We start from the raw sequence: 22,489 nt of genomic DNA, 5'->3' as shown, positions 1-22,489 counted from the left end.
AGGTACGTGTAACAGTGGCGCGTAGCAGAGGGCCACCATGACTGAAAGTAGGAAACTTGCTGCGATCTTGGCCGCCGACCTGGCCGGCTATTCGCGGCTGATGGGGCAGGACGAGACCGCGACAGTGCGTGATCTCAAGGCGCATCAGGCTGTGGTGCTGCCGATGATCGGTCAGTTTGAAGGCGTGATTGTCGACACGGCCGGCGACGGCATCCTGGCGCAGTTCCAGAGCGCGGTGCGGGCCGTCGAATGTGCGGTCGCCATCCAGAAGATCATGGCCGAGCGCAACCTCGTCGTCCCGGAGGATCGGCGGATGCAATTTCGCATCGGCGTCCATCTCGGGGACATTATCTGGGAGGAGACCCGGGTCTATGGCGACAGCGTCAACATCGCGGCGCGACTGGAAGCAACAGCCAAACCCGGCGCGATCTGTCTTTCCGAGGACGCCTATCGTCAGGTGAGAGGCAGGCTCGATCTTGCGGTCACCGATCTCGGCCCAACCCAACTCAAGAACATTGCGGAACCAGTCCGCATCTATTCGGTGCAAATTGGTGTCCCCGCCGAGGCCGAACCCGCGGCGCTGGAGAAAGCTTCGGCGCCGGCCATTCCCGACAAGCCCTCGATTGCCGTGCTCGCGTTCAACAACATGAGCGGCGACGCCGAGCAGGAATATTTCTCCGACGGCATCACCGAGGACATCATTACCGACCTCTCGCGGCTGTCGGACCTCCACGTGATCGCGCGCAACTCGTCTTTCGTCTACAAGAAAGCTGCCATCTCCATCCCGGAGGTGGCAAAGGCGCTCGACGTGCGCTACGTGCTCGAAGGCAGCGTACGCAAGGCGGGAAATCGCGTCCGAGTCACGGCGCAGCTCATCGACGCGAGCAGCGGCGGCCATGTCTGGGCCAGCCGGTTCGACCGCGACCTCAGCGACATTTTCGCCGTCCAGGACGAACTCACGCAGGAGATCGTGGCCGCACTCAAACTGAAGCTGACGGCTGGCACGCACGAGCAACTGGCCTCCAGGCGCGCCGTCGACATTCAGGCCTACGAACTTTTCCTGCGCGGCCGCGAACTGGCATGGGGGACGACCGGACCGGGCAATATCGCGGCGCGCGACCTGTTCGAACGCGCGATCGCCATCGATCCGAACTATGCCGCGGCCTATGCCCTGGCCGCCTTCACCCATTTGATCGACTACGCCAACGCCTTTTCCGACGATCCGCAGCACTCGCTGGGGACCGGATTGGAACTCGCGCAGCGCGCAGTGAAGATGGACGACGAAGAGCCCGCCAGCCACTTCGCGCTGGGCGTCGCGCATACATGGCGACGGGAGCTCGACAGCGCACTCGCCGAAGCGCAGCGGGGCCTCGCCCTTGCGCCCAACTCCGTGGAGCTCCTGCTCCTGCTCGCCAATGTCCAGATCTTCTCCGGCGAGCCGGCCCATGCCCTGGAAACGCTCGATATCTATATGCGGCTGGATCCACATTATCTGGAAATCACGCTGCAGGCTCTCGCCGACGCGCATTTTTCCCTCGGCGACTATGCCAAGGCGATATCGGCACTCGAGCAGCGGCTCACGCGAAACCAGCAGGCCGCGACCGCCTATGCCCTGCTTGCGTCGTGTCACGGGCACCTCGGCCATCGCGAGGAGGCCCAGCGGGCCTGGGAAAACACGATGAGGCTCAATCCCAGCTTCTCGGTCGAACGCCGCCGCCAGGTCCTGCCGTATCGGAAGCCCGAGGATTTCGAGCACCGCGTAGAAGGCCTCCGCAAGGCAGGCCTCTCGTTTTGAGACGCTCGGCCGGGCTGTGGCGCAGGGCGTCGGCCAGACACGATCACTTCTTGAGCTGGTCGGCGCGGGATAGGAAGAGCGCGAGCGTTGGCGATGTATTGGTCCGATTGTACCCGATGACCAGATCGATGGTGGGCGCCTCGCCCTTGAGGGGGCGGCTGGTGACGGACCACGGCAGGAAGTTCTCGGCATAGGCAGGAAGCAAGGCCACGCCCCTCGTCGAGGCGATCAGCGACATTGCCATGGTCAGATTGTGGACGCGGTGGGCCGCTTCGATCTCAAGGTTGTTGTCCGCCAGGTATTTCTCGATGGCCCTCCGCATTGGACCAGCGATATCAGATCCACTGATGAACAGTTCGCCGGCGAGTTCGCGTACATCCACGCTCTCGCAGGCTGCGAGACGATGGTCGCTCGGCATGATCACGACAAACTTCTCGCTGGTGACCGTGATGTAGCTGAGGTCAGGCCAATCAGGCTCGGCCCTCATGAAGGCGATATCCAGCTTGCCTGTCGCCAGTAGCTGGGCGAGGTCGGGCGAGTGCTCGCTCGATATCGTCATCGAGATATTCCGCAACTCGCTGGCCAAGACGCGCGTCGTCTCCGCCAACCAGTTGACCTCCTGACCACTCAGGAAGCCGACAGCGAAAATCGGCTTGAGCGGTTTCGCCGCCCGGCGGGCTGCTTCCACCGCAGCCTCGGTCTGGGCCAGCGCCAGCCTGGCATGCTCGAGGAAGGCCTTGCCTGCGGCGGTCAATTCGATGCCGTGCACGCTGCGGCTCATCAACGGAACGCCGACCTCATATTCGAGATCGCGGATTTGGCGGCTGAGGGAGGGCTGTGCCGTATGCAGCCTCTTCTCCGCCGCCAGCGTCAGGCTGCCCTCCTCGGCGACGGCGATGAAATAGCGAAGATGCCTCAGTTCCATGCGATCCCATGCCTCGTAGGTATGGAGGCAAGCTTACAAAGTCTTTTTCCGGGGTGCCAGAAGAACCTAGGTTCAGCCCAACAGAAACCAACTGTCCGTGATCGCCACGGGGCTTTCGCTGCGCGGAGGTCATATCTCGAAGGACTGGAACCATGAGCACTCAAGTTGTTTTGATTACCGGTGGACTGACGGGCATCGGCCGTGCTGCCGCCGTCGCCTTTGCCAAGAAGGGCGCGAAGGTGGTCGTTGCCGGGCGGCGCGATGAGGCCGGTCAGGCGCTTGTCAAAGAGCTGCGCTCTTTCGGCTCGGAGGCGGAGTTCGTCAATGCCGATGTCCGCAAGGAGGACGACGTCCGCGCCATGGTCGACAAAACTGTCGCCCGGTTTGGCCGTCTCGATGTCGCTGTGAACAACGCCGCCACCGAAGGCGATCGCGGTCTGATCACCGAACAGACATCGCAGAGCTTTGCCGCGACGTTCGACACCAATGTTCTCGGCGTGGTTCTGAGCATGAAGCACGAAGTGCGTGCCATGCAGGTCCAGGGGAGCGGAAACATCATCAACATCTCTTCGACCTATGGGCATGAGGGCGCGGCCGGCGCCTCGATCTATGTCGGCGCCAAGCATGCCGTCGAAGGCATCACCAAGTCGGTGGCGCTCGAAGTTGCCAAGTCGGGAATTCGCGTGAATGCCGTGGCGCCCGGTCCCACGGACACCGGCATGCTCACGCGCTTCACGGAGACAGAAGAGAACAAGGCAGTTCTCGCGGGACAGGTCCCGCTGGGTCGGCTCGGCCTCTCAGAAGAGGTCGCCGACGGCATCGTCTTCATCGCCTCAGACGAAGCGAGGTTCATCACGGGCCACGTTCTCAACGTCGACGGCGGCCATAGCGCCAACTGATCCTGTCCAGGCGCGGAGATTGCTCCGCGCCTGATCTCGGCCGATTCACATTCCGGCTTGAGCACAACAAAGAAGGAAAGCCAATGACCCAGCATAGTCATGAGACCGCGCCGACGCAGTTCGTCAAAGCCGACGGTATCCGTTTCGCCTACCGCCGCTTCGGTGCCGGGAGCGGTGCCCCTCTGGTCTTTTTTCAGCACTTCATGGGCAATCTCGACGACCATGACCCGGCACTTACGGACGCGTTCGCCGCTGGCCGCGAGGTCATCCTCTTCAACAATGCCGGGGTCGCTTCCTCCACCGGCACCACGCCGGACACAATCCGGCAGGCCGCACGCGACGCGGAGGCGTTTATCGACGCACTCAACCTCAAGACCGTCGACCTGCTGGCCCACTCGATGGGCGGCATCATAGCTCAGCAGGTTGCACTCGACCGACCCGAGTTGGTGCGTCGACTCGTTCTGGTCGGCACCGCGCCGCGCGGCGGCATCGGCCTTGGTGCGATGCCGCCGGAAACGCAGGCCCTGTTCTTCAAGAAATACGAGCATCAGGAGGAGATGTGGCTGCCGATCCTGTTCACGCCATCCGAGGACAGCCAGGCCGCCGGGCACGCCTATCTGGCTCGCATGATGGCCCGCAAGTACCGCGACGCGGATGTCTCGATGGAGACGGTCCAGGCCCAGGCCACCGCCATCGCTGCCTATGGCGCGGAGAGGGACGAGACCTACGCCCATTTGAAGGACCTGCACCAGCCAACCCTGGTGGTCAACGGCAGCAACGACATCATCATCCCGACCATCAACTCCTACCTGCTGCAGCAGCACCTCCCCAATGCGCAGCTCATCCTCTACCCCGACGCCAATCACGGCGCCCACCATCAGTACCCCGACCTGTTTGTCCGGCACACCAAACTCTTCCTCGATGCATGACGTCGAGAAAGGCGCTGCGGCCGAGACCCGGGCACCCCATTGAAGGATTGAAGCCATGTCAAATCCAGCCGAGCCAAAAACAAAGACCATCAAGGTCCCCGGCCAGGGTCACCCCATCACGATCGAGCGCAATGCCCATCGTGTCGTGGTCAAGGCCGCGGGACGCGTTGTCGCTGATACACGGGCTGCATTGACATTGCGCGAGGCTGGCTATGCCGCCGTGCAATACATGCCACGGCAGGACGTGGACATGACGCTGCTCCAACGGACGGATCACACCACCTATTGCCCCTACAAGGGGGACTGCGCCTATTTCAGCATCCCGACCGGCGGCGAGCGTTCGATCAACGCCGTCTGGAGTTATGAGGCGCCTTATGCCGCGGTCGCCGCGATCAAGGGTCACGTCGCGTTCTACCCCGATCGCATCAACTCGATCGAGGAACGGGCAGGGGACTAGCCGCTCTCCACGCAAACCGGCCTGGCTCCAGCCTGGCGGGTGACCAATCAGGCGCCGCCGCGGATCCCCGCACCGGCAGCCGCCTTGCTACGCCCCGACACCAGCCTCACAGACCGGAAGGAACCTGGATCATGACCTCGCTCTCGGGAAAAACCGCTCTCGTCACCGGCGCCTCGCGCGGCATCGGCCGCTCCAGTGCCCTTGCTCTTGCAAGGGCTGGCGCCCAGGTGCTCGTGCATTATGGGCAGGGGAAGGCGGAGGCTCAGCTCGTCGTCGAGGAAATCCGCGGGACCGGCGGCCGTGCTGAGATCGTTGCCGCCGATCTGGCCGCTGCGGACGGTGCAGGCAAGCTCGCGCAGCAGGTTCGCGCCGTCGTCGGAGATCGACTGGACATTCTCGTCGCCAATGCGGGCATCTCAAAGGCGGCAACGATCGAGGAGACGACGGTCGAGGATTTTGATCGGCTGTTTGCCGTCAATGTGCGCGCGCCGTTCTTCCTGGTCCAACAACTTCTCCCCATCATGTGCCAGGGATGCAGCGTCATTCTTCTGTCCTCGCTCGCAGCCCGTGCTTCGGTCGGCACGATTCCCGCTTATGCAGCGACCAAGGGCGCGGTCGATACGCTCGTCAAGCATTTCGCTGCCGCACTCGGTCCCCGCGGCATCCGCGTGAATGCGGTGGCGCCCGGCATCGTGCAGACCGACATGTCGAACTTCACCAAGACCGACGCGGGCCGCGATTTCGCGCTCGGTATCCAGGCGCTCAAGCGCCTGGCCGAACCAGACGACATAGGCGGAGCCGTCGCCTTCCTCGCCTCGGATGAAGCGCGCTGGATCACCGGCGATACCCTACGCGTGGACGGGGGCTCCAAGCTTTGAGCTTTATCAGGGGCTCACGTCAGAAGTCCTCACCGAGGAGGAGGTATTTGCCGGCATCTTCTCAAATCCTCGAATACAGGCTCTCCGCCTGCTCGTCCTCGTTCAACTGCAGCCTGTGTTCGGCCGGCGGGTGCGCCCTCTGTCCGCAGTCGAGCCGGGGACAGATCCGGCAGCCGACGCCGATCGGCACGGCCTGGGCGGGATTGGAGACGTCGATGCCGTCCGAATAGACCATGTCCTGCGCATGCGAGATATGGCAGCCGAGGCCGATTGAGAGGTAGCGGCGCGGGGCGTTGTGGCGGTGCCCGCCCTTGGTCAGCGATTTGGCGATGCAGAAATAGCGCTGGCCCTCCGGCATCTGACTCACCTGCACGTTGATCTGGCCGGGATGCAGGAAAGCGGCATAGACATTCCAGCGCGGGCAGGCGCCGGAATGGCGGGGGATATGGATGCCCGAGAGCGAGAAGCGCTTCGAGATGTTGCCGGCGATATCCGTCCGGATCAGGTGAAGCGGTATGCCGGAAAGTCCCGGTCGCTGCAGCGTGGTCATGCGGTGGCAGACCTGTTCGAAGCTGGCATTGAAGCGCCTGGCGATGCGGTCGATATCGTAGCGTGTCTCCTTGCAGGCGCGCAGGAAGGGCTCGTAGGGCATGATCAGCGCGCCGGCGAAATAGGCGGCGAGGGCGTGGCGGGCGAGGGCCGGTGCATCGGCCGGCAGGTTGCCTGCCTCGATGAGCCGGTCGATCTCGCGTGCGGTGGCGAGGAGGCCGAGGCGATGGGATGCGGCGAAGATGGCGGTTTCCGGCGGCAGCACGTCGGCCGTTTCGAAGATCTCGTGGTCCTTGCTGAGGCGGCCGGCGAGGCCATGGGGCAGGGCGCCGAGCCGCCATTGCAGGCCGAAGACGTTGAAGAGATAGAGCTTGAGACCTTGCTCGAAGGAGTCCGACAACTGGTCGATTTCGGCGCGGATACGCTCGGCCTGCGCCTCCAGCAAGGGGAAGTGGTTGCTGTTGAGCTGCAGGAAGTCCGACACGGCGTCGGTGGCGACGTGATAGCCGGCCTCGGCGGCGGAGGTCACGCCGGTGCCCGCGCCGCGCAGGGCCCTGAAGCGGTCGAACATTTGCACGATGGCGCGGCCGATCTGCGGGTTGGAAGTGGCGAGGTCGCGCACATCCTGGTTGGTCACCTCGCTGTCCGCGAAGACGTCGTCGCCGAATAGCTCCATCAGGTCGCCGGCGAGGCGCGAATCGTCGTTCTCGGCGAGTTCGCCGGCATCGACGCCGAAATAGGAAGCGGTCTTCAAGAGCAGCGGCACCGTCATGCGGCGGCGATTGTGCTCGATCAGGTTGAGATAGCTCGCCGAGATGCCGAGCGAGCCGGCGAGTTGGGCCTGCGAGATGCGGCCTTGCCGGCGCAGGCGCTGGATCTTACCGCCGATACGCGGATCCGTCTCTTGCATCACTCTTTCTCCAATCCCGCCATCTTGACAGGATTTACAGAATTACAAAGTTTTCTTTACAAGCGTTTTCAAATTAACGCTTTGATTTATCAATATATCTTGCCTTACTGCGCTGCAGTGTCAATCATTGACATCACCCATTGAGGAGAATGTCATGAGCCAGATGCACCAGAGCAACGAATGCGACGAATTCATCACCATCATCGGCGCCAGCATGGCCGAGATTAATGCCGAGTTTCGCGCCCAGGGGCTGGCAGACAGGGAGTTCTCAATCGTGCACAGGATCGGCCGTCATCGCTTCACCCGCGTGAACAGCAGCGGCGCCGAGCACATGTTCGAGGGCCAGCCGATGATCGCGGCGACCTTCGCCAGGATGAGGGGCTGACCGGGAGCGCGGATCTCCCCTCCGCCTCTTTCTTCCGGCGAGCACGGCGTTTCCAAGATGCGGACAGGATGTCCGCGCACCCGGGAAACCGCGCCTTTTGCCAATCGCTCCATCCATTGCCTGCAGATTACCCAGGACCAGTCCCCATGCTCGACACCGTCAAACCGCATCCCCCCGAGAGCTTCCCCGCGCCTGATTGGGCGCCAGATCGCTGGCGCACCATCCGCCGCACCTACACGCGCCGCGACGTGGAGCGGCTCGCGGGCTCCCTGCCGATGCGCCATACGCTGGCCGAACACGGCGCCAGGCGGCTGTGGGAACTGCTGCATACGGAAGAGTTCGTGCCGACGCTCGGCACCTTCACCGGCAACCAGGCGGTGCAACAGGTCAAGGCTGGCCTCAAGGCGATCTACCTCTCCGGCTGGCAGGTGGCGGCGGACGCCAACTCCTCCGGCAACATGTATCCCGACCAGAGCCTCTATCCGGTCGACAGCGTGCCGGCCGTGGTCAGGCGGATCAACAAGGCGCTGCAGCGTGCCGACCAGATCCAGACCTTGGAGCGCCTCGACGGCAAGACCGGGCCGGAGTTCGATTATTTCGTGCCCATCATCGCCGATGCAGAAGCCGGCTTCGGCGGGCAGCTCAATGCCTTCGAACTGATGAAGGCGATGATCGAGGCGGGCGCCGCCGCCGTGCATTTCGAGGACCAGCTTGCCTCGGAAAAGAAATGCGGCCATCTCGGCGGCAAGGTGCTGGTGCCGACACGCACCTTCATCAAGACGCTCAACGCAGCGCGCCTCGCCGCCGATGTCATGGGCGTGCCGACCCTGATCATGGCTCGCACCGATGCCGAGGCGGCCCGCCTGATCACCTCCGACATCGACGAGCAGGACGCACCCTTCATCACCGGCGAGCGCACGGCCGAGGGCTTCTACGTGCTGAAGGGCGGCTTCGAGGCGGCGATCGCCCGCGGCATCGCCTATGCCCCCTATGCCGATCTCGTCTGGTGCGAGACCTCGACGCCGAGCCTTGCCGATGCCAGGCGCTTTGCCGAGGCGGTTCGGAAGGTCCATCCCGACCAGATGCTCGCCTATAATTGCTCGCCCTCCTTCAACTGGGCCAAGCATATGGACGCGGCCGCGATGAAGGCCTTCCAGCGTGAGATCGCGGCGATGGGCTACAGATACCAGTTCATCACTTTGGCCGGCTTCCACAATCTGAGCTTCACCACTTTCGACCTGGCGCGGCGCTACAGGCAGGACGGCATGGCCGCCTATTCGCAGCTCCAGCAGGCCGAGTTCGCCAGTGAGGTCCACGGCTTCACGGCGACGCGGCATCAGCGGGAAGTCGGCACCGGCTATTTCGACGCGGTGGCGACGATCCTGGGCGAAGGGCAGAGCTCGACGGCCGCGATGGCCGGGTCGACCGAAGTGGCGCAGTTCTGACGCCGGGAGCGCGGACGTCCCGTCCGCTCTTGAACCGAATCGCATGTAGGAAAGGGCGCGACCATGGAGGTCCGCGCCCTTTCTTTTACCGACACCGGTTCAAGAGCGGATCGTCCGACACTCACTTGAGTGTCGTAGGGATGTCCGCGCTCCCGGGGACCTCAAAGCTCGCACGATTGATGCCGTAGCGCTGCAGCTTGTCGTAGAAGGTCTTGCGCGGAATGCCGAGCGCCTGCAGCGTGGCGCGCACATCGCCCTTGTGCTGGGTCAGGGCGTTACGGATGAGCTCCGCCTCGTAAAGTTCCAGCCGCTCCGGCAGCGTGGCGTCCTCCCGCGTGGGCGGCGGCGGGGCATCGAGGTCCGCCAGCCCCAGCGCCACGCGCTCGGCGAAATGCATGAGTTCGCGCACATTGCCCGGCCATTCATGCGTGGCGAGATGGCGGTGGATGGCGTCCGACAGGGCCGGCATCTCGCGCTGGAAGCGCCGGCAGGCCTGGCCCAGGAAAAAGGTGAACAGCAGCGGCACGTCACCACGCCTTTCGCGCAGTGGCGGAATGCGCAGCGTCACCACGTTCAGCCGGTGGAACAGGTCCTCGCGAAAGGTGAGCCGGTGCTGGGGATCACCGAGATCGCTCTTGGCGGCGGCGACCACGCGCAGATCCACCGGCCGGGCCTTGTTGCTGCCGAGCGGGGTGACCTCGCGCTGCTCCAGCACGCGCAGGAGGCGCGTTTGGGCGCCCAGCGACATGCTCTCGATCTCATCCAGGAACAGCGTGCCGCCGTTCGAATGCTCGATCAGTCCGACGCGCTTCTTCAAGGCGCCCGTGAAGGCGCCGCTCTCATGGCCGAAGAGCTCGCTTTCGAGCACGGTGTCCGGCAGCGCGCCGCAATTGAGGGCCACAAAATGGCCGTCGCGCCGGCGCCCCAGGCGGTGCAACTGATCGGCGACCAGTTCCTTGCCCGCGCCGGTCTCGCCGATCACCAGCACATCGACATCCGCGTCCGCGATGGCCTTCAGTGTCTCCCGCAGGCGCTGCATGACAGGGGCTTCGCCCATCAGCGGCGAGGCCGTCTGCGCCGCTTCAGCCGCCAGGCGCAGGCGGCGGTTTTCCATCACCAGGCGCCGCTTCTCGGCCGCCCGGCGCACGCTCTGGATCAGCCTGTCGGAAGCGAAGGGCTTGGCGAGGAAGTCATATGCGCCCTCCCGCATCGCCTCGACCGCGGTGGCGATATCGCCATGTCCGGTGATCAGGATCACGGGCAGGTCGGCATCGCGAGCGCGCAGGCGACGGAACAGCTCCATGCCATCGATCTCCGGCATGCGCAGATCGGTGACCACCACCCCCTCGAAGCTCTCATCCAGAACCTCCAGGGCCTCGAGGGCGGATTCGAACAGCACGGGCCTGAAACCGGCCAGCAGCAGCGTCTGCTCATTGGCCTCGCGCAGATCCTGGTCGTCGTCGATGAAGGCGATGGGCAGGGGACGAGGAGCGTTCATGGAGCACCTCTCAGGGTTATCACGAAACGGCAGCCCTTGGCGGGCTCGCTCGTCACCTCGAGGCGCCCGCCGAGTTCCTCGACGATATCGCGCGAAATCGCCAACCCAAGCCCCACACCGCGTGGCTTGGTGGTCACGAAGGGCGTGAACAGATTGGCCGCCACTTCCGGCGCCATGCCCGGGCCGTTGTCGCTCACCGTCAGCCGCACCAGGCCGGCATCTTCGGCGACATCGATGCCGATGGCCTGGTGAGCGCGCCCCTCCAAGGCTTCCAGCGCGTTCTGAAGCAGATTGACGAGCACCTGTTCGAGCCGCACGCGATTGGCCATCACCTGCAGGGTGTCTGCGACCTCGGGCACCGTCACCACTGCATTCTGGCGCCGCGCCCGGATGCCGACGAGCAGCAGGGCGCCATCCAGCGCCTCCTTGACCGAGACGGGGCCGAGCTCGCCGGTGGCCTTGCGCGAGAAGCGGCGCAATTGCGCGATGATGTCGGCGATCTTTTCGGTCAAACCGGCGATGGTCGCCATGTTCTTGCGCGCCGGGCTCGGTTCGCTGCGGTCGAGGAAGGTGATGGCATTGTCGGCAAAGCTGCGAATGGCGGCGACCGGCTGGTTCACCTCATGCGCGAGGCCCGCCGTGACTTGGCCAAGGACGGCGAGGCGATTGGCCTGGGCCAGCTCGTCGCGGGCGACCTGCAGCTTGGCCTCGACCTTCTGGCGCTCGTCGATCTCGGCCGACAGGCGGGCATTGCTGAGGCGCAGATCCTGCGTACGCTCGGCAACGCGCCGTTCGAGTTCGACCTGAGCCTCGGTCAGCGCGGCGGTGCGCTCGATGGCGCGCTGGCGGCGCAGGAGGAGAATGCCGAGCAGCACCAGGCCCGAGCCGACGATACCGAAAGCCGTGGCGCGCATGGTGGCGGCGCCGGCCGACAGCGCCTCGCCCGCGGGCTCAAGAAGATGCAGACGCCAATCCGTGGTGGGCACGTCGGACTCGCTGGCCAGATGCAGCCCGCTGCCGGGGACGGTGACGAAATCCGAGCCGGGAATTGCCTGCTCGCTGCGCTGCAAGGGCATCAGCGCGAGAGGGACGTCGCCGAACTGCAGGGAGGCGCGGATCTTTTCCTTGTCCGCGTCCGGGATCGGGGTCTGCGTCCGGAAGCGCCATTCCGGCACGCTGGTCAGCAGCACGATGCCGCGGGGATCGGTGACATAGACGTCCGCGCCCGACTGGTGCCAGTCCGCCTCGACATTGAAGAACTCGACCTTGAGGACGATCACGCCTAGGAAGCCGGTGGGTCCTTCCACCCGGCGCGCGACATAGAGGCCCGGCCGCTGGCTCACCGTGCCCAGGGCAAAATGGTCCGCCTGGCCGTCCGAGACGGCCACGGTGAAATAGGGGCGGAAGAGGTAGTTGGTGCCGACGAAACTGGTGGATGCCTGCCAGTTGCTCGAAGCGATGGCGGTAGCGGATTTGTCGATCAGGTAGATCACCGCTGAGCGCGTACCGGCATTGAGCGCTTCCAGTTTGGTGTTCATGGCGGCGAGATGCGCGGTATCGGGCGTTCCGAGCGTGGCGATGACATCCGGATCACGCGAGAGCACGAAGGCGAGGGTGCGCTGCTTGTCGAGCTCGCTACGCAGCACGGCGACATCGAGCGTCACGCTGCCATTGGCTTGCGAGCGCAATCCCTCGGCCGCCTGCCGCACGCCATAACTGGCGGCGAGCCAAGTCGAAGCGAGCAGGCTTGCCAGAGCAAGCCCGACAAAGACCAGCCATTCCAGGCGCCCGCGCCGCCAGCGCTGCTCCGCTGCGTCCATGCTTCCTCTCGCTGGCAAGCATGTGCGGAAAATCGCACTCAGGCAAGTTTCTTGTGTGGATTTCCGCTCATTTTTCGTGCTCTCGCGAGAAGAACAAACGAGACATCGATAAGAATCAATGAGTTAGGAAGTTGGCATTGTTCTTGCGGAGGGTGGAGGCAGCCGCAGGTAAAACGCGGCGTCGAGGAAACCTTTCTGGGCCAGGCATCGCAATGCCGAGGGGGCCCCCAAGGAGGAAAACATGATCTCCGCCAGCGATATCAAAGCGGCACGACCGCCACAGAAGAAGCCGCTCTACGCCAGTCTCTATTTCCAGGTCATCGTGGCCATTGTCATCGGCATCCTGCTCGGCCATCTCTATCCGAGCTGGGGCGCGGCAATGAAGCCGCTGGGCGATGGCTTCATCAAGCTCGTCAAGATGGTGATCACCCCGGTGATCTGCCTCACCGTGATCACCGGCATCGCCGGCATGAGCGATCTGAAAAAGCTCGGCCGTGTGGTCGGCAAGGCCTTCATCTACTTTCTCACCTTCTCCACGCTGGCGCTGGTGGTCGGTCTCGTCATCGGCAATGTCATCCGGCCGGGCGCGGGCCTCAACATCGATCCCGCGACACTCGATCCCAAGGCCGTGGCCGACTATGCCGCCAAGGCGCATGACCAGACGATCGTCGGCTTCCTGACGAACATCATCCCGAACAACCCGATCAGCGCGCTGGCGGGCGGGGATGTGCTGCAGGTGCTGTTCTTCTCCGTGCTGTTCGGCATCGCCCTCGCTTTGGTGGGCGATCGCGGCGCTCCGCTGATGACGGTGCTGAACTCGCTGTCGGCGGCGATGTTCCGCATGGTGGCCATCCTGATGAAGGCTGCCCCGATCGGTGCCTTCGGTGCCATGGCCTTCACCATCGGCGCCTTCGGTATCGGCTCGATTGCCAATCTGCTCATGCTGATCGGCACCTTCTATCTCACCTCGCTGCTCTTCGTGCTGATCGTGCTCGGGGCGGTGGGCTGGTATAACGGCTTCTCGATCATCGCCCTTGTCCGCTACATCAAGGAGGAACTGCTGCTCGTCCTCGGCACCTCCTCCTCGGAGGCGGCGCTGCCCACGCTGATGGACAAGATGGAGAAGGCCGGATGCCGCAAATCCGTGGTCGGCATCGTCATCCCCACCGGCTATTCCTTCAATCTCGACGGCACCAACATCTACATGACGCTGGCGTCCCTGTTCATCGCCCAGGCGACGGGCATCGAGCTCAGCTGGGGGCAGCAGATCGTGCTGCTACTGGTCGCGATGATCAGCTCCAAGGGCGCGGCCGGCATCACCGGCGCCGGCTTCATCACCCTGGCCGCGACGCTCGCCGTCGTGCCGGCCGTCCCGGTTGCCGGCATGGCGCTGATCCTCGGCATCGACCGTTTCATGTCGGAATGCCGTGCCCTGACCAATCTGGTCGGCAATGCGGTGGCGACCATCGTCGTCGCCCGCTGGGAAGGCGAGCTTGACAAGGAGCGGCTCGCCGCGGCCCTGAGCGGTGCCGATCTTCCGGCGGAAGAGGGGGCCGTATTGCAGCCTGCAGAGTGAGGCGCTTCAACAGCCGGCTTTGCCGGCTGCCATCATCGCGGTCTGCCGGCAGAGGCTGGCGGGCCGCCGGCGTTTGCGGCAAGGTGTGTCTCCGGCGAATCACCGTTTGTCCTAACTCTTTGTTTTGACATATTTTATTGACACAAGAGTTTGACAAATCCGCTGGAATGTCCATTGACGAGGAACTGATGATGCCGCTCCAATTCTCGCAATACAAAAGCGATATGCATACGGCGATCAGCAGGCTCGACCGCAGCGGGCAATGCAAGTTCGCCGCCTGGTGCTGCAACGTGATCCTGACGGATGAGGAGGTCAGGGCTTCCCTGTCGCGTCGCCCCGGCGGCCGGACTTTCCTGCGGGCACTCGAAGCGGTACTGGATGATATCCGACGCGGACCGTGTGCCGACAGGCAGAGGGTCGAAGCGCTGGCGGAGACAACCGAGCCCTTCCTGCCTGATGGCATTCTGCGTGATATCGAACAGCATGAGGCAGCCGGGCGCTCGCGCGTGCTCAGCTCTCTTGAGGTCATCGACGCCTTTCTTGGCTGGGGCCTGAGCGGAAACCTCGCTTATCTCGAGGAATGCGCCGTGGCGCGGCTCGACTGGGTAGGCATGCTCAACACGGATGAGGAGCGCGATGACTGCAATCTCCTGCGGCAGGAAGCTCTGAACCAGTTGCAGGTGCTCCACGATCTGCAGGGCGACAGGCGGCCGGCTTTGGCGCTCTGAGGAAGAGCTTTTTCTGGGAGATGCCTCGTTTCCATGCCGGTCTGAAGACCGGCATACCAGGGGCGCCGCGTTTCGGTGTGTCGGTCTTCAGACCGGCATGGAAACTCCGGCCCTGCCGAATGACACCCCACCGTCATACCAGCCGGCCCAGGGCAACGGTTCTCTCACGCGATCTCCAGATCCGCCGTCACCTGAACCGAGTCCTCCCGGTCGGCTGTCGCTTCGTACCCCCGTACCCACAGATTTCCGAGCTTCGGATTGGCCTCGACGGCGATGCGCGTGATCTCGTTGCGCAGGGGCGGTTCGACCCAGGCAAAGGGGGCCATCGACCGGCCGGCATAGGGAGCGATGGTGGCGCGGCGGGCGGCGCTGTCGCTCTGCGTTTCCTCGCCCTCGCCCCAGTGCTTGGCCCAGAGTCCGTAGTTCCAGGTATTGGCGGCGACGCTCACGCCCTGATGCGTCACATAGTCGTCCGGCTTGCGCTCGATGACGCAGGTTTCGTCGGGTTCGAGGCCGACAAGCGTGAAGATCGTGTCGGCCGCGATTGCCGTACGCTCGAGCAGCACGCGGGCAGCCGCATAATCAGGCGCGGTTTCGAAGACATGCCGCAGCAGATGCATCGAGGGCAGCAGGCCGGTCCTGAGCGCGGCGAGATTTGGAGCGCCGGGCGCCTTGTCGCCGGCGTCGGGCGTTGGGCCCTTGTTGATCGAGGCAGCGAACCGTCCGGGCGCCATGGCGGTCAGCGCGCCGACCGCCCCTGGCCAGGTCACGTTCCAGTACTCGCCTGCCACGCCCTGTTGCCGCACCACCTCGACATGGCGGCCGAGGCCGTCGAAATTCCAGTCCAGCGTTCTGAGGAGACGCGCACTGCGCTGATCCGGCGCCGGGGCGGCGAGGGTGGTGCAGCCCCATTCATAGGCAGCATTGAGGAGATAGACCCCTTTCTCCGGGAGCAGGGCGGCGATCGCGTCCATCTCGCCGACATAGGCCGAGCCGCTTGCGACCAGCCATTTGTGGGCGGCGGCATCGAGCCCGGCGACACCCCATTGGGCGACAGAGGGCAGGGACGAGAGGCAGGATTGCAGAAGGGCGCGCATGGTGGGCACCCGCACCCTGGCATGGGCAACGGGGCCGCCCTCACGGGCGTCGAAGACAGGAATGGCAGGCAATGCAGTCATGGCTTGTCCCGTTCCAGACGACAGGCCCAATCCTACCAACAGCCCCGACTTGAGAAAGCTGCGACGGGGAAAGTCCAAGAATTTCATGGAGACCTCTCGCAACCTGCCGCCGCAGTCAGCGGGCGGATCCTCGCGAGGCTTTATGGCGTTTTTACTACATCCATGATCGTGACAGGCGCGCTACCGGATCCAGCTTGGCCAGATCCGGTACCGCAAGCCTCGATCAGGCGCTCCAGGCGACGAAGGTCTGCTTCTGGGTGCCGAGCTTGTCGATGCCGAGCGTCACGACATTGCCGGGTTCCAGGTAACGCGGCGGCTTCATGCCCATGCCGACGCCGGGCGGCGTACCGGTGGTGATGACGTCACCGGCTTCCATGATCATGAATTGCGAGATGTAGTGCACGATATGGGCAACGCCGAAGATCATGGTCTTGGTCGAGCCGGTCTGCATGCGCTTGTCGTCGACATCGAGCCACATGTCGAGGTTCTGCACGTCGCCGACTTCGTCGGGCGTCACTAGCCAGGGGCCGAGGGGGCCGAATGTGGGGCAGCCCTTGCCCTTCATCCACTGGCCCGTCCCTTCGGTCTGATAGGCACGCTCCGAGACGTCATTGCAGACGGCATAGCCGGCGACATAGGAGAGAGCGTCCTTTTCCTCGACATAGGAGGCGCGCTTGCCGATGACGATAGCGAGCTCGACTTCCCAGTCCGTTTTCTTCGAACCGCGCGGGATGACGACGTTGTCATGGGGGCCGACCATGCAGGAGGGCGCCTTGTTGAAGAGCACGGGCTCGCGGGGGATCGGCAGGCCGCTTTCGGCGGCGTGATCGGCATAGTTCAGGCCGACGGCGATGAAATTGCCCGGCTGGGCCACGCAGGAGCCAAGGCGTGGATTACCCGTCACTTTCGGCAGCGAATCGGGGGAGAGAGCGGCGATCTTGGCCAGGGAGGCGGGGGACAAAGCGTCACCCTTCAGATCGGCAATATGGGCCGACAAATCGCGAATCTTGCCATCCGCATCGATCAGGCCGGGCTTTTCCGAGCCTGGCTGGCCATATCGTACCAACTTCATAATGGGGGTCCTTTGGGCGAGAAATGCAGCCCTTCAGGGCTGTCTATGCAATCATTGACGAATGAACCAGGGGCGTTCGGGCGAGTTGCCGCCCTTCGCTCGGCCGGGCGGATCATGCCCGATCGTGGGGGCGGCCCGCAAGTATTGTCTGAGAAATTGAGATAACGACCACGCGAACCCGAGGCGTTACGAAAATGTCACGCCTGCTTACGAAACGACACATTCTCGCCACAAGCATATTGGCCCCCCGCCACAATTGAGCGAGGATGCAACAGAAATCTCCCGGCAGGGGTGATTCAGAGAATAATGCAGCGACCTTTACGAAATTGGAGAGGCGCCGTCCGGGGGAAATATAAAGTGTCTGGTAAGAAGCATACCTATATCGCCGTCATTGCTGCATCGTCCCTTGCGGCATTGAGCAGTTCTACGGCACTCGCCGGTGGCTTTGCGCTTCGCGAACAATCGACCATCGGTGCCGGCATGTCCTTTGCCGGTGCAGGCACCGACAGCTACGGCCTGTCCGGCATGTTCTGGAACCCGGCAGCCATTAATTCCGCCACGGGCCTGGAATGGAGCTCGAACTATTCGCTCATCGTGCCCTATGGGTCGATGAGAGCGGAACCGGGAACTTTTCCTTTCCTCTCTGGCAGCAACAATTCCGGTAATGTCGGCATCGACGGCCCCTCCGCCGCTTCCTATGGCGCCTATCGCATCAATTCCGACTGGGTCGTCGGTGTGGCGATAACGACGCCCTACGGGCTGGCGACCAAACCGGAGCGTTTATGGAAGGGGTCGGGAATTGCCGAGACCTCCAAGGCCATGGCAGTCAACACCGACATTGTGGTCGGCTATCGTTTCAATGACTGGTTGAGCATCGCGGCTGGCCCGTCGATCCTTTATGCCAAGGCGCGTTTCTCGCGCGATATTTTAGGTACGGTTCCTGGCTTCCAAGCTGGCACTTTGGAGGACCTTGACGATTGGGGCGTAGGCTTTACGGTCGGTGCGACCATCAAGCCCTGGCAGGGTGGTGAAATCGCGCTAGGCTACCGGTCACCGGTTTCTCTGACGCTTGGGGGCCATCTCGTTGCAGGGGGCGCGACCACGCCTGTTGAAGGCAAGGTCACGCTTCCCGAGATGGCGACCATCGGCTTCAGCCAGGTACTCACGCCGCAATGGACGGCCCTAGCCTCTCTGGAATGGCGAAACTGGAGTCGCGTCCAGACCGTGCCTTTCCGGGCGACCGGCGGCCCGCTTGCTGGCACTACCCCCGCCACGCTCAATTTCCACTATCGGGACGGATGGGATATGGCGGTGGGCGCGGAATATCGCTGGGATGATGCGCTCACCCTGCGGGGTGGCATCGCCTACGAAATCGCGCCGGTGGATGATAGCAATCGATCCACCTCTATTCCCGACGGAAACCGCTTCTGGGTGTCGGGAGGCGCATCCTATGCCTTCAACGACCATATTTCCGTTGACCTTGCCTACAGTCATGGCTTCGTTCCGGACGGAAAAGTCAGGCAGCTCGTATCCGTCAATCCTTTGGCTCCTGCTGTCACGGTCCCCTTCTCGGCCAAGGTCAAGGCACATGTCGACATCGTCTCGCTGGGCTTCCGCTACAAGTTCGGCAGCGACGCCGTTCAAAAAATGCCGGAAGCTGTTGTGAAACCATAAGACCGAAGCGTTTCTTCCTCCCAAAAATTTGCCCGCGCAGCGGTAGCTGCGCGGGCTTTTTACGCGATGAACCATTGGCGCGGTTTTTAGACGTTCGGGCCCTCGCCATTGTTGCGGGAGGCATTGCGCTCGGCCATGAAACGGTCGAACTCCTCCTTGTCGCGGGCGCGACGCAGGTTCGCGACGAATTCGGCAAAGGCGCGGCCCTCTTCCTCGATACGGCGGCGTTCCTCTTCGAGGCGACGCAGTGTCTCGCGGCGATAGTCGTCGAAAGCGGCATTGCCCGTGCCGGACCAGCCCTGGCCGGCAAAGCCATAGCCACGGTAGTCGCGGCCGAAACCGGTGAACTCCGCCTTGGCCCGTTCGAATCCGTCACGCACCTTCTCCCTGGGGAAGCGATCGCCCCAGATGAAGTAGGCCAGCGCCGCCAGGCCAAGCGGCCACCAGATCATAAAGCCGGCGATCACCGCAACGACATGCAGCGGATGCCAACGGCCACGCGTAGAACAAGAGGTCATTATCCTCTCCTATGTTGCAACCCAGCACCGGAGCAATTGGGGGTGGTGGGGAAGGGCTGCAAGGGCACTTCGAAAAGCTTTGTTCGATTTAATCTTTATCATTTCGATGCTTTTCTAAGGGACATCTAATTCTGCTGCCCCAAAGCCGCCTTGATTGCACGGTCTGTGTGCAGCGCAACAAAATCGCGGGTAGCAGGAGCAGGATGCTGATGAGTGGCGCATGTACCGAGGGAGTGGATACCGGATTTGTCGCCCTGGGCGCTGCCAAGGTGGCGATCCTGGGTGTGGTCCAGGGCATCACCGAATTGATGCCGATCTCTTCCACCGCCCATATGCGTCTGGTGCCGGCGATTCTCGGCTGGCAGGACCCGGGCTCGGCCTTCTCCGCCACCATGCAGCTCGCCGCCCTCAGCGCCGTGGTCTGGTATTTCTGGGCCGATGTGCGCGCCATGATCGGGGGCACGCTGACGGCGGTGCGCACCAGGGACTTCTCCTCGGATCACTTCCGTCTGGCGGTGGGCGTGGTGCTCGGCACCATCCCGATCGTGATTGCCGGGCTCCTGCTCTCGCCGATCCTCAACCGCTGCGACAGCCCCTTGCGCGGCCTGCCGGTGATCGGTGTCGCCTGCCTCGTCATGGGCGCCCTGCTCGCCGTGGCGGAACTCGTGGCGCGGCATGAGCGCAAGGTCGAGGACATGCGGCTGCGCGATGCCGTGATCGTGGGCGTGGCGCAGGTCGGCGCGCTCATTCCCGGCGTTTCCCGCTCTGGCTCGACGCTGACCGCTGCGCTGTTCCGCAGCTTCACTCGTGAGGAAGCCGCGCGTTTCTCCTTCATCCTGGGCATTCCCGCCATTGCCCTGGCCGGCCTGCACGAAGTCGCCACGCTGATCCATGCCCATCTCGACAGCCAGGGCTGGTTCATCTTGGCTGTTGGGCTCGTGGTCGGCACGATTTCCTCATTCGCCGCTCTGTGGAGCCTGATGCGGATCCTCGAGCGCTTCTCGACCTGGCCTTTTACCCTCTACCGCATCGTGCTCGGGGCGGTCGTGCTGTGGGTTTCCTTTCACTAAGCAGCCAATCCCGGGAATTGTCATAAAACCATGAACTGAATCGTGTTTGTGACAGCGAAAGACGCGCCGTCGGTTTCGCTTACGCCCTGTGCAAACCAGACTGACGACACGCCATTGGGCCACAGTCGAGGATGGTGCCATGGACAATGACAGCGAAGGCACGCGCTACAGAGCGCTTTTTATTTCGGACGTCCATCTGGGGACGCGTGGTTGCCAGGCGGGCATGCTGCTCGATTTCCTTCGCGTCTACGATGCGGAGACGATCTATCTCGTCGGTGATATCGTCGATGCCTGGCAGTTGAAGAGCGGCTGGTATTGGCCGCAGAGCCATAACGACGTGGTGCAGAAGCTGTTGCGCAAAGCCCGTAAGGGCGCGCGCATGGTCTACATACCCGGCAACCACGACGAATTCCTGCGCGACTTTCCCGGCCACCATTTCGGCGGCATAGAGGTGATCGAGCAGACCGTGCATGTCGCCGCTGACGGCAAGCGCTACCTCGTCATGCATGGCGACGCCTTCGACGTGGTGGTACGCCACGCCAAATGGCTGGCCTTCCTCGGTGACTGGGCCTATGTCACCGCGCTCGGCGTCAACACCTGGCTCAACGTCGCCCGCCGCCGTCTCGGCCTGTCCTACTGGTCGCTCTCGGCCTGGGCCAAGCTCAAGGTGAAGAACGCCGTCAACTTCATCGGCCATTTCGAGGAAACACTGGCCCGGGAAGCCAAGCGCCTCAATTGCGACGGCGTGATCTGCGGCCATATCCATCACGCCACTTTGCGCGACCTCGAAGGCGTCACCTACATCAATTCGGGCGACTGGGTGGAAAGCTGCACCGCCATCATCGAGCATTTCGACGGCCGCTTCGAGATCGTGCGCTGGAGCGACATGGTGAGCGAGATGAACAAGTCCGAGACCAGGACGAGCGACGAAAGCGATGCCGGCAAGAGCGGTGCCCTGATCCCGCAGCGGGCGGCGTGAGGGCGCAGTGAAAATTCTGATCGCGACCGATGCGTGGCGGCCCCAAGTCAACGGGGTCGTGCGTTCGCTCGAACAGACGGCAGCCGCCGCCACGAAGCTCGGCGTGGAGTTCAGCTTCCTGGCGCCGGACAGGTTCTGGTCGGTGCCGATGCCTTCCTATCCGGAGATCAGGCTGGCTCTGCCGCCGCCGGGCGCGATCGAGCGCCATATCAGGGCGGTGAAACCCGACTTCATCCATATCGCCACCGAGGGCCCGGTCGGCATCCTGACACGGCGCGCCTGCCTCAAGGCCAGGCGCCCCTTCACCACCAGCTATCACACGCGCTTTCCCGAATATATCGCCGCCCGCGCGCCGGTGCCGCTCGACTGGAGCTATCGCTGGATCCGCAGCTTCCACAATGCCGGTTCGGGCATCATGGTCTCGACGCCGGCCCTGGAGAGGGAGCTGTCGGGCAGGGGGTTCAAGCGCCTGATGCGCTGGTCGCGCGGGGTCAATGCCGAGCTTTTCCGTCCGCGCCCCGAGCGCATCTTTGACCTGCCCGGGCCTATCTTTCTCTATGTCGGCCGTGTGGCGGTGGAAAAGAATATCGAGGCCTTTCTCGGTCTCGACCTGCCGGGCTCCAAAGTGGTGGTGGGCGGTGGCCCGGCGCTGGAGATGCTGCGGGCGCGCTATCCCCAGGTGCATTTCGCCGGCGTGAAGAGCGGCGAGGATCTGGCGCAGGCCTATGCCTCGGCCGATGTCTTCGTTTTCCCGAGCCTCACCGACACGTTCGGCATCGTGCTGCTCGAGGCCATGGCGAGCGGCCTGCCGGTTGCCGCCTTCCCGGTGACGGGGCCGATCGACGTGATTGGCGGCACCAAGGCCGGCGTGCTGGACAAGAACCTGCGCCAGGCGGCGCTGGCCTGCCTGTCGCTCGATCCTGCCGATTGCCGGGCCGAGGCGTTGAACTATTCCTGGGACGCCTGCGCCCGCCAGTTCGTCGGCAACATCATGCAGGCGGCGGGGCGGGTGCTGGAGGAGGCGCCTGAAAAGCCGGTGATGCTGAAAAGCGAGCGCACAAGGCTGCCGGCCTGAGCCCAGGCGACTGCCAGAATCGGTGTACCGGTCTTCAGACCGGCATGCCCTCGACCTCCATGGCAAGATGCCGGTCTTCATTCTACTGTGTCACGAAGTTCGTTGATATGGTGTTTTTGCTGCTCTGGC

The 22,489-nt window shown here is 63.6% G+C and carries 20 protein-coding genes; 13 read left to right on the top strand and 7 right to left on the bottom strand.

Annotated elements, in window-relative coordinates; genetic code table 11:
* Positions 1-37 precede the first annotated feature (37 nt).
* Positions 38-1,795, top strand: coding sequence for an adenylate/guanylate cyclase domain-containing protein (locus QQL24_RS34150; protein ID WP_284316788.1), 1,758 nt, complete (start codon positions 38-40; stop codon positions 1,793-1,795).
* A 43-nt stretch (positions 1,796-1,838) separates the two neighbouring features.
* Here QQL24_RS34150 and QQL24_RS34145 read toward each other — a convergent pair whose 3' ends face one another.
* Entirely contained in the window at positions 1,839-2,720 is an 882-nt protein-coding gene (locus QQL24_RS34145; RefSeq protein ID WP_284316787.1) for a LysR family transcriptional regulator, read from the bottom strand.
* A 152-nt stretch (positions 2,721-2,872) separates the two neighbouring features.
* Between QQL24_RS34145 and QQL24_RS34140 the strand changes: the two genes are divergently transcribed.
* The 4 genes from QQL24_RS34140 to QQL24_RS34125 all read left to right on the top strand — a co-directional run bounded on the left by QQL24_RS34140 (position 2,873) and on the right by QQL24_RS34125 (position 5,883).
* Positions 2,873-3,619 (top strand): SDR family NAD(P)-dependent oxidoreductase, encoded by a 747-nt coding sequence (locus QQL24_RS34140; protein WP_284316786.1) that lies wholly within the window; start codon positions 2,873-2,875, stop codon positions 3,617-3,619.
* An 83-nt stretch (positions 3,620-3,702) separates the two neighbouring features.
* Positions 3,703-4,548, top strand: a complete 846-nt coding sequence (locus QQL24_RS34135) for an alpha/beta hydrolase (protein WP_284316785.1) — start codon at positions 3,703-3,705, stop codon at positions 4,546-4,548.
* Between the two features lie 55 nt (positions 4,549-4,603).
* Positions 4,604-5,005, top strand: coding sequence for a DUF427 domain-containing protein (locus tag QQL24_RS34130; RefSeq protein WP_284316784.1), 402 nt, complete (start codon positions 4,604-4,606; stop codon positions 5,003-5,005).
* 131 nt (positions 5,006-5,136) lie between these two features.
* On the top strand, positions 5,137-5,883 hold the full coding sequence (locus QQL24_RS34125) for an SDR family NAD(P)-dependent oxidoreductase (RefSeq protein ID WP_284316783.1): 747 nt from the start codon (positions 5,137-5,139) through the stop codon (positions 5,881-5,883).
* Between the two features lie 61 nt (positions 5,884-5,944).
* Here QQL24_RS34125 and QQL24_RS34120 read toward each other — a convergent pair whose 3' ends face one another.
* The gene (locus QQL24_RS34120; protein ID WP_284316782.1) at positions 5,945-7,342 is read right to left on the bottom strand and encodes a helix-turn-helix domain-containing protein; all 1,398 of its coding nucleotides are present in this window, start codon (positions 7,340-7,342) and stop codon (positions 5,945-5,947) included.
* Positions 7,343-7,496: 154 nt separating this feature from the next.
* On the opposite strand from QQL24_RS34120, the gene QQL24_RS34115 reads away from it, so the two are divergent.
* On the top strand, positions 7,497-7,727 hold the full coding sequence (locus QQL24_RS34115; protein ID WP_284316781.1) for a hypothetical protein: 231 nt from the start codon (positions 7,497-7,499) through the stop codon (positions 7,725-7,727).
* 146 nt (positions 7,728-7,873) lie between these two features.
* Positions 7,874-9,172: an isocitrate lyase gene (gene aceA, locus QQL24_RS34110; protein WP_284316780.1), complete on the top strand. Its 1,299-nt coding sequence runs from the start codon at positions 7,874-7,876 to the stop codon at positions 9,170-9,172.
* A gap of 121 nt (positions 9,173-9,293) precedes the next feature.
* On the opposite strand, the gene QQL24_RS34105 is transcribed toward aceA, so the two are convergent.
* Together QQL24_RS34105 and QQL24_RS34100 are read right to left on the bottom strand one after the other, a co-directional pair.
* The gene (locus QQL24_RS34105; RefSeq protein ID WP_284316779.1) at positions 9,294-10,670 is read right to left on the bottom strand and encodes a sigma-54-dependent transcriptional regulator; all 1,377 of its coding nucleotides are present in this window, start codon (positions 10,668-10,670) and stop codon (positions 9,294-9,296) included.
* The gene (locus QQL24_RS34100) at positions 10,667-12,490 is read right to left on the bottom strand and encodes a sensor histidine kinase (protein WP_284316778.1); all 1,824 of its coding nucleotides are present in this window, start codon (positions 12,488-12,490) and stop codon (positions 10,667-10,669) included. Before QQL24_RS34100 ends, QQL24_RS34105 begins: the two co-directional genes overlap by 4 nt.
* Before the next feature lie 241 nt (positions 12,491-12,731).
* Here QQL24_RS34100 and QQL24_RS34095 point away from each other — a divergent pair, with 241 nt between their 5' ends.
* On the top strand, positions 12,732-14,066 hold the full coding sequence (locus QQL24_RS34095) for a dicarboxylate/amino acid:cation symporter (protein ID WP_284316777.1): 1,335 nt from the start codon (positions 12,732-12,734) through the stop codon (positions 14,064-14,066).
* A gap of 188 nt (positions 14,067-14,254) precedes the next feature.
* Positions 14,255-14,794, top strand: a complete 540-nt coding sequence (locus tag QQL24_RS34090) for a hypothetical protein (protein WP_284316776.1) — start codon at positions 14,255-14,257, stop codon at positions 14,792-14,794.
* Positions 14,795-14,958: 164 nt separating this feature from the next.
* Here the strand turns inward: QQL24_RS34090 and QQL24_RS34085 are convergent, their stop codons facing one another.
* Positions 14,959-15,972, bottom strand: coding sequence for an Ntn hydrolase family protein (locus tag QQL24_RS34085; protein WP_284316775.1), 1,014 nt, complete (start codon positions 15,970-15,972; stop codon positions 14,959-14,961).
* Positions 15,973-16,195: 223 nt separating this feature from the next.
* On the bottom strand, positions 16,196-17,044 hold the full coding sequence (locus tag QQL24_RS34080) for a fumarylacetoacetate hydrolase family protein (RefSeq protein WP_284316774.1): 849 nt from the start codon (positions 17,042-17,044) through the stop codon (positions 16,196-16,198).
* A gap of 357 nt (positions 17,045-17,401) precedes the next feature.
* Here QQL24_RS34080 and QQL24_RS34075 point away from each other — a divergent pair, with 357 nt between their 5' ends.
* Positions 17,402-18,718: an OmpP1/FadL family transporter gene (locus QQL24_RS34075; RefSeq protein ID WP_284316773.1), complete on the top strand. Its 1,317-nt coding sequence runs from the start codon at positions 17,402-17,404 to the stop codon at positions 18,716-18,718.
* An 86-nt stretch (positions 18,719-18,804) separates the two neighbouring features.
* Here QQL24_RS34075 and QQL24_RS34070 read toward each other — a convergent pair whose 3' ends face one another.
* On the bottom strand, positions 18,805-19,239 hold the full coding sequence (locus QQL24_RS34070; protein ID WP_431310803.1) for a DUF2852 domain-containing protein: 435 nt from the start codon (positions 19,237-19,239) through the stop codon (positions 18,805-18,807).
* Between the two features lie 206 nt (positions 19,240-19,445).
* Between QQL24_RS34070 and uppP the strand changes: the two genes are divergently transcribed.
* The 3 genes from uppP to QQL24_RS34055 all read left to right on the top strand — a co-directional run bounded on the left by uppP (position 19,446) and on the right by QQL24_RS34055 (position 22,360).
* Positions 19,446-20,306 carry an undecaprenyl-diphosphatase UppP gene (gene uppP / locus QQL24_RS34065; RefSeq protein ID WP_284316771.1) on the top strand — a complete coding sequence of 287 codons (861 nt, stop codon included), beginning with the start codon at positions 19,446-19,448 and terminating at the stop codon, positions 20,304-20,306.
* A 139-nt stretch (positions 20,307-20,445) separates the two neighbouring features.
* The gene (locus tag QQL24_RS34060; RefSeq protein ID WP_284316770.1) at positions 20,446-21,285 is read left to right on the top strand and encodes a UDP-2,3-diacylglucosamine diphosphatase; all 840 of its coding nucleotides are present in this window, start codon (positions 20,446-20,448) and stop codon (positions 21,283-21,285) included.
* A 7-nt stretch (positions 21,286-21,292) separates the two neighbouring features.
* A complete protein-coding gene (locus QQL24_RS34055; protein WP_284316769.1) occupies positions 21,293-22,360 on the top strand; it encodes a glycosyltransferase family 4 protein in 1,068 nt (355 codons plus the stop codon).
* Positions 22,361-22,489: the final 129 nt, after the last annotated feature.

It is taken from the genome of Labrys miyagiensis, assembly GCF_030160835.1.
GTDB classification, from domain to species: Bacteria; Pseudomonadota; Alphaproteobacteria; order Rhizobiales; family Labraceae; genus Labrys; species Labrys miyagiensis.
This window is presented reverse-complemented; position numbering and strand designations above follow the sequence as displayed.

Excerpts from the sequence above, each read along its gene's own strand:
- QQL24_RS34150 (WP_284316788.1), top strand. The coding sequence starts at position 38 with ATGACTGAAAGTAGGAAACTTGCTGCGATCTTGGCCGCCGACCTGGCC.
- QQL24_RS34145 (WP_284316787.1), bottom strand. The coding sequence starts at position 2,720 with ATGGAACTGAGGCATCTTCGCTATTTCATCGCCGTCGCCGAGGAGGGC.
- QQL24_RS34140 (WP_284316786.1), top strand. The coding sequence starts at position 2,873 with ATGAGCACTCAAGTTGTTTTGATTACCGGTGGACTGACGGGCATCGGC.
- QQL24_RS34135 (WP_284316785.1), top strand. The coding sequence starts at position 3,703 with ATGACCCAGCATAGTCATGAGACCGCGCCGACGCAGTTCGTCAAAGCC.
- QQL24_RS34130 (WP_284316784.1), top strand. The coding sequence starts at position 4,604 with ATGTCAAATCCAGCCGAGCCAAAAACAAAGACCATCAAGGTCCCCGGC.
- QQL24_RS34125 (WP_284316783.1), top strand. The coding sequence starts at position 5,137 with ATGACCTCGCTCTCGGGAAAAACCGCTCTCGTCACCGGCGCCTCGCGC.
- QQL24_RS34120 (WP_284316782.1), bottom strand. The coding sequence starts at position 7,342 with ATGCAAGAGACGGATCCGCGTATCGGCGGTAAGATCCAGCGCCTGCGC.
- QQL24_RS34115 (WP_284316781.1), top strand. The coding sequence starts at position 7,497 with ATGAGCCAGATGCACCAGAGCAACGAATGCGACGAATTCATCACCATC.
- aceA (WP_284316780.1), top strand. The coding sequence starts at position 7,874 with ATGCTCGACACCGTCAAACCGCATCCCCCCGAGAGCTTCCCCGCGCCT.
- QQL24_RS34105 (WP_284316779.1), bottom strand. The coding sequence starts at position 10,670 with ATGAACGCTCCTCGTCCCCTGCCCATCGCCTTCATCGACGACGACCAG.
- QQL24_RS34100 (WP_284316778.1), bottom strand. The coding sequence starts at position 12,490 with ATGGACGCAGCGGAGCAGCGCTGGCGGCGCGGGCGCCTGGAATGGCTG.
- QQL24_RS34095 (WP_284316777.1), top strand. The coding sequence starts at position 12,732 with ATGATCTCCGCCAGCGATATCAAAGCGGCACGACCGCCACAGAAGAAG.
- QQL24_RS34090 (WP_284316776.1), top strand. The coding sequence starts at position 14,255 with ATGATGCCGCTCCAATTCTCGCAATACAAAAGCGATATGCATACGGCG.
- QQL24_RS34085 (WP_284316775.1), bottom strand. The coding sequence starts at position 15,972 with ATGACTGCATTGCCTGCCATTCCTGTCTTCGACGCCCGTGAGGGCGGC.
- QQL24_RS34080 (WP_284316774.1), bottom strand. The coding sequence starts at position 17,044 with ATGAAGTTGGTACGATATGGCCAGCCAGGCTCGGAAAAGCCCGGCCTG.
- uppP (WP_284316771.1), top strand. The coding sequence starts at position 19,446 with ATGAGTGGCGCATGTACCGAGGGAGTGGATACCGGATTTGTCGCCCTG.
- QQL24_RS34060 (WP_284316770.1), top strand. The coding sequence starts at position 20,446 with ATGGACAATGACAGCGAAGGCACGCGCTACAGAGCGCTTTTTATTTCG.